This window comes from Chamaesiphon sp. OTE_20_metabat_361, from assembly GCF_031364565.1.
The window spans coordinates 1-6,094 of sequence record NZ_JANLWO010000383.1 but is presented as its reverse complement, the minus strand read 5'-3'; the positions used below and the strand labels follow the sequence as shown (position 1 = coordinate 6,094).

Here is a 6,094-nt window from a genome sequence, read left to right as displayed (position 1 = left end):
CGCAGCCGCTGTCGGCGTAGTGGCTCTCGCATCAGCGACCAAATCCGCCAACGACTCATCGCGATCGTGTCCGATTCCCGTCACCACTGGCACCGGACATTCGGCAATGGCGCGGACGACAATTTCACTATTAAAACAGCTCAAATCTTCGCTGGCACCGCCACCTCTAGCCAGAATCACCACCTCCGCCCGACCGTCGATCGCAACTCTAGAGAGCGCCCGTTCGATCGAATTGGGCGCATTTTCCCCTTGCACTGTCGCTGGCGAAAATAAGACAAACACCCCCGGATTGCGTGCGAGTAGCGATCTCTCGATATCGCCCCACGCCGCCGCCGTCGGCGAAGTCACTACCGCGATCGTCTGCGGATGAGCTGGCAGGGCGCGTTTGCGCTCTCGATCGAACAAACCTTCAGCGGCGAGCCTTTGCTTGAGCCGTTGCAACCGCAGAGCCTGTAACCCCTCACCCAAGGGTAAAACTTGCTGCGCCTGAAACTGATATTTACCATGCGGCGCGTAGACAGCAATCTTGCCAAATACGAGTACTTCCGTGCCCACTTGTGGCTTTGTCTCTAGTTCGGGAATTTGACTTTTCCACACCACCGCTGGTAGGGCAGCTTTACCCACCTTATCCTTGAGCGTAAAGTAGATGCCCGAAGGATGATGGGTGGCACTAGATACTTCTCCACTCACCCACACCTGTCGCAATTGCGGAGTCGATAGCAATGCTTGTTCGATATAGCGAGTCAAACCATCGATGGAGATCGGATCGAGTGGATACAGATCGGTAGGTGCATAATTCAACATTGTCAAGCTTGAGCCGACGAGACTTATCAAATTAGTCTAACTCAAGCCTGTGGGGACAGGGGATACATCCTTCTGTGGAAATTTTTGATAAATGCGTAGTCCTTTACCCCACCCCAGCCCTCCCCTAATAAAGGGGAGGGAGCAATAAAGCCCCCCTTTATAAGGGGGGTTGGGGGGGTAGAGCACCATCGAAAACGAAGCTGAAAAGTTTGCGTGTAAATCCTAATTTTTGGTGTAGATCGACGATACACAAAGACAAGCACTAGCCAGATGATTAAAATAGAGATACGCCCCGATCGCAATTTGGGATCTAGTGAATCTCATCAGACTAGCCTCAACGCCTTGTCCGCCACAATCCAATGGTTGAGAGCTAACGATCGTCACTGGGGCACAACAATTTAATTACCTGCAAATTTGAGTTCCTTCAAGGAGAATCGAGCATGAAATATCGCCGCTTGGGACATTCTGGCTTACAAATCAGTGAATTGTCGCTGGGATCTTGGATTACATACGGCAATCAGGTAGACAAGAATGTTGCGATCGAAACTCTCGCCGCCGCTAGAGATGCTGGTGTAAACTTCTTTGATAACGCCGAAGTATATGCTGGTGGCAAAGCTGAAACATTGATGGGCGATGCGCTCCAGCATTTAGGTTGGGAGCGCGAATCGTATATCGTCTCTACTAAGTTTTATTGGGGAATTGCCGAAGGGCCAAATCGTAAGAATACACTCAATCGTAAGTACCTCCACCACGCGATCGATGCTTCGCTGCAACGTTTACAACTAGACTATGTAGATTTAGTATTTTGCCATCGTCCCGATCCCAATACCCCGATCGAAGAGACAGTGTGGGCAATGCACGATATGATTCAACAGGGCAAAGCACTCTACTGGGGCACGTCAGAATGGTCGGCAGCCGAGATCCGCAGCGCGTGGCAAATTGCCGATCGACACCACCTGCACAAGCCCGTAATGGAGCAACCCCAGTACAATTTATTTCACCGCGATCGAGTCGAAACCGAATATGCTAGTCTCTATGACGAGCAGGGACTGGGTTTGACTACGTGGAGTCCGCTCGCGTCTGGTGTCCTCACAGGTAAGTATGCCAATGGTGTGCCAGCGGGGAGTCGATCGACTTTACCGGGCTACTCGTGGCTACAACAAGCAGTTACTAATACTGACTGGATTGCCGCTACCGAACGCCTCCGCCCGATTAGCGAGCAGTTAGGATGTACGCTCTCGCAATTGGCGATCGCCTGGTGTGCCAGCAATCCGCATGTGAGTACGGTCATTACTGGAGCCAGTTCCAAGGAACAAGTTATCGAAAATATGGGCGCGATCGAGATTATTCCCAAGATCGACGCCGAATTGAAGCAAAAAATCGAAGCCGCAGTGGGCAAAGTTCGATCGGACTCGGCTGAGTAGTCGCAAGAACTGATTCTTCTATCTAAATAGATTGCCCTACTGGCGAGGGATAATGTCATCGAGTCGAAGCTGAAGTTCGGGAAAGGTGGGAGATAAAATCGATGCTCCCAACCGAAATTGTTGTTGGTTATATGTCTCGCCAACAAGTTGACAAACTGTGAAAGTTGGTTGTTTTGGCTTGCCGATAAAAGCAATACCCCCAATTCCTAAGTAGTCCACAATCCAATATTCTGGAATACCCAATAGGGCGTACTCTTCCATTTTCCGAGCATAGTCATCTTGCCAATTGGTACTAACGACTTCAACAACTAGCTCGATCGTATTGCCATTACAGACGATCGGTTCTTTTCGCCACAGGGGTTCGCGAGTAAGTTTAGCTTCATCGAGGACGATTGCGTCAGGACGCAACGCAGTAGCCGCCATTGCTGGTGGTTTGATGAGGCAATTTTTGGGTACGATCCAGTTGCGGCGAGAACGCAGGATTTCTACAAAAATGTAGCCGATTATCTTTCCTGTTACAGCTTCATGAGGGCCAGTTGGTTCCATGTCGCGCAATTCTCCATCAATTAGCTCGTAACGAGGATTGTCACCATATTGGCTGATAAATTCATCAAAGGTGAGAACTTTAGTGGTTGTATAAGTCATAGAGCGTTTATCCCTATTTTTCAGCTTCAAAGTTACATATGCAGCCGATCGATTACCCCCGATACCAAGTACTCGGAACGCCAGCTTTATCAATGACTACGATTTTTTCCTCGGTTAATTGGGCGCGGATGCGATCGCTAGTGGCGAAATCTTTATTTGCTCTGGCAATTTGACGTTCGGTGAGTAATGCTTCGATCTCTGCATCGCTCAAACCACTTACTTGCACTTTCAATTCATCGGGATTGACTTCCAAACCTAACACTCCTGCTAATTCTATTAATGTTTGCCACTTGTCTTTGAGTAGATTGGGATCTACTGTTTGCTCGCTATCGTGGGTGATAATATTGCCGACTTTTCGCAATTCTTTGGCGAGTTCAAATACTACCACCAAACCTTCGGCAAAGTTAAAATCGTCGTCTACAGCAGTACGAAATCTATTGACTTCTGCGGTAGTAGCTGTAGCTCCAGCACGAATCGGATCGAGGTTATCCCAACCTAATTTTTTGCCAAATTCATAACCAAATAACATCCCGTCTTTAATAGTCTGCCAACTTTGTCCGGCGGCGGTAATCGAGGCATCGCTAAAATCCATCGGTTTGCGATATTGTGCCGTGAGGACGAATAACCGAATTGTCATCGGATCTACGGGATCGGTCGTGCCGTCCGATTTATGACCGTCAAGCAAGGCGCGGATGGTAGTAAAGTTGCCCAGAGATTTAGACATTTTCTCACCGCCGACTCTCACCATCCCATTGTGCATCCAGTAGGTTGATAATGGTCGATCGTGAGCGCATTCGGATTGGGCGATTTCATTTTCGTGGTGGGGGAAGACGAGATCGCCGCCACCGCAATGGATATCGATGGTGTCGCCGAGTTGCTTTTGGATCATCGCAGAGCATTCTATATGCCAGCCTGGGCGACCGTTTCCCCAGGGAGACTCCCAGGCGGGTTCGCCCGGTTTTGCTGCCTTCCACAGGGCAAAATCAAAGGGGTCTTCTTTCTTGATTTGGTCGGGATCTGCGGCTTCGACGCGTTCGCCGCCGCCAGCACGGAGATCTTCGAGGTTGCGCTTGGAGAGTTTACCGTAGTCAGCATCTTGGCGCACGCGGAAGTAGACATCGCCGTCTACTGCATAGGCAAAGCCTTTGGTTTCGAGATCGGCGATCAGATCTTGAATTTCTTGGATGTGCTTGGTGGCGAGGGGATAGTTATCGGCGTCGCGGACATTCAGGCGGTGGAGATCTTCAAAGTAAGCAGCCGTGTATTTTTCGGCAACTGCGGTCATTGAGCTTTGTTCGAGCTTGGCGCGGTTGAGGATCTTATCGTCGATATCGGTAAAATTTTGGACGTATTTAACTTCATAGCCGCGCCATTGCAGATAGCGACGCACGGTATCCCAAACAATATACGATCGAGCGTGACCGAGATGGCAGTAGTCGTATACAGTCACCCCGCAGCAGTACATTTTCACCTGGTTTGGTGTCAAGGTTTGGAACGGCTCTTTGGTTCTGGAGAGGGTGTTGTATATGGTTAGAGACATGATGATGACGCGATTTTGGCTGGAGGGGGCAGGCTTTAGGTTTTAGGTATTAGGCTTTAGGAAATGAGACTCTCAAATAAAGGTTAAAATGGCTAGTGAATCGTCGGAGCAGGACAATAGCTCTACTCTAAGTTTGCCATCTATTGACTGCGAATTGCTGTATTATCCTACCGTGTATTTTTATGACATCAACTACGATCGCGCCCACTCTCGAAATCATTGATGTAGACCAGAAGCTAGTACCTGTAACGATTATTACCGGATTTCTCGGTAGTGGGAAGACTACGCTGCTCAATCATATCCTCCAAAATCAGCAAGGTATCAAAACTGCGGTGCTGGTGAATGAGTTTGGTGAAATTGGCATCGACAACGATCTGATCGTTGCGACTGGCGAGGATATGGTGGAATTAAATAACGGTTGTATTTGTTGCACGATTAATGAGGATTTGGTGAAAGCCGTCCATAAGGTCTTAGCTCGATCGGAACAAATCGATTATCTCGTTGTCGAAACTACTGGATTAGCCGATCCTTTACCTGTTGCACTGACTTTTTTGGGTACGGAGTTACGCGACTTAACGCGACTCGATTCGATTATTACGTTAGTCGATGCGGCTAATTTTAGCCTCGATTTATTCAATAGTGAAGCTGCTCAAAGTCAAATTACTTACGGCGATATTATCTTATTGAATAAGACCGATCTGGTCGATGAAGCGGATGCAGACTTGTTAGAAGTTCGGCTGCGCGAAATGAAAGAAGGCGCGAGAATTATTCGGACGAGTAAGTCGGTAGTTTCATTGCCGATGATTCTCAGTGTGGGTTTATTTGAGTCGGACAAATATCTGGATGCTCCAGCAGAACACGCACACAGCCACGACCACGATCGTGCAGCCGAAGACCATTCAAATTGCGACCACGACCACGATAAGTGCGAGCACGACCATCCCGGACACGACCATCACGACCATTCACATCACTTGGATAATGATGGGTTTACATCATTATCTTTTGTGAGCGATCGACCATTCTTGCTACGGAAGTTTCAGCATTTCTTAGACAATCAATTAACTGTGAATATCTTCCGGGCAAAGGGATTTTTATGGTTTGATGAAAGTGATAAGTGTCATGTCTTCCATCTGTGTGGCAAACGCTTCTCGATCGATGATGAACAGTGGAAAGGTCAACCTCAAACTAAGTTTGTCATCATCGGACAAGATCTCGATCGTGCTAAAGTCATCAAGCAATTAGAAAATTGTTTGACTACTACTAAAAAAAATGCTGGCAAAGGGTTTGGGAAGTAAGATTTGAATCTAAAGTGAGGTGGTGGGCGATGCCCACCCTACTTTTTTTGTTTGCTGGTAGCCTTTTTGAGATATGAATAAACCGATCGAATCAATGGCACTTCCGGCTCCTGAAAATAATTACCAACAAGAGCATGTCTTAATTCTGTTGAATAATTTTAAGCGCTGGACTAGTCGCGATCTGATGCCAGAGTATGGATTAGCGATCGAGACATTGGGCGAACAGGTATTTAATGCCGACTTTTATTTATTGAGTCACGATCGATCGGCAGATCCAATTTTGACATATGGCAATCAACGAGTGCTCGATCTGTGGGAAGTTTCTTGGGCGGAGTTGACAAATATGCACTCTCAAGCTACTGCTAAACCAGTCGATCGACTAG

The 6,094-nt window shown here is 47.9% G+C and carries 6 protein-coding genes; 3 read left to right on the top strand and 3 right to left on the bottom strand.

Going from position 1 to position 6,094, the window contains the following annotated elements; genetic code table 11:
• The coding region (xseA, locus tag RMO35_RS11255; protein ID WP_309741272.1) for an exodeoxyribonuclease VII large subunit at positions 1-804 on the bottom strand (804 nt) is incomplete at its 3' end.
• 440 nt (positions 805-1,244) lie between these two features.
• Here xseA and RMO35_RS11250 point away from each other — a divergent pair.
• Complete coding sequence (locus RMO35_RS11250; RefSeq protein WP_309741270.1) at positions 1,245-2,228, top strand: aldo/keto reductase; 984 nt, start codon at positions 1,245-1,247, stop codon at positions 2,226-2,228.
• 36 nt (positions 2,229-2,264) lie between these two features.
• Here the strand turns inward: RMO35_RS11250 and RMO35_RS11245 are convergent, their stop codons facing one another.
• Both RMO35_RS11245 and cysS read right to left on the bottom strand, forming a co-directional pair.
• Positions 2,265-2,873, bottom strand: a complete 609-nt coding sequence (locus tag RMO35_RS11245) for a Uma2 family endonuclease (protein WP_309741269.1) — start codon at positions 2,871-2,873, stop codon at positions 2,265-2,267.
• 52 nt (positions 2,874-2,925) lie between these two features.
• A complete protein-coding gene (cysS, locus tag RMO35_RS11240; protein WP_309741268.1) occupies positions 2,926-4,413 on the bottom strand; it encodes a cysteine--tRNA ligase in 1,488 nt (495 codons plus the stop codon).
• Between the two features lie 182 nt (positions 4,414-4,595).
• Between cysS and RMO35_RS11235 the strand changes: the two genes are divergently transcribed.
• Both RMO35_RS11235 and RMO35_RS11230 read left to right on the top strand, forming a co-directional pair.
• Complete coding sequence (locus RMO35_RS11235) at positions 4,596-5,711, top strand: GTP-binding protein (protein WP_309741267.1); 1,116 nt, start codon at positions 4,596-4,598, stop codon at positions 5,709-5,711.
• 73 nt (positions 5,712-5,784) lie between these two features.
• On the top strand, positions 5,785-6,094 hold a 310-nt coding region (locus RMO35_RS11230; RefSeq protein ID WP_309741266.1), incomplete at its 3' end, for an MEKHLA domain-containing protein.

Excerpts from the sequence above, each read along its gene's own strand:
- RMO35_RS11250 (WP_309741270.1), top strand. The coding sequence starts at position 1,245 with ATGAAATATCGCCGCTTGGGACATTCTGGCTTACAAATCAGTGAATTG.
- RMO35_RS11245 (WP_309741269.1), bottom strand. The coding sequence starts at position 2,873 with ATGACTTATACAACCACTAAAGTTCTCACCTTTGATGAATTTATCAGC.
- cysS (WP_309741268.1), bottom strand. The coding sequence starts at position 4,413 with ATGTCTCTAACCATATACAACACCCTCTCCAGAACCAAAGAGCCGTTC.
- RMO35_RS11235 (WP_309741267.1), top strand. The coding sequence starts at position 4,596 with ATGACATCAACTACGATCGCGCCCACTCTCGAAATCATTGATGTAGAC.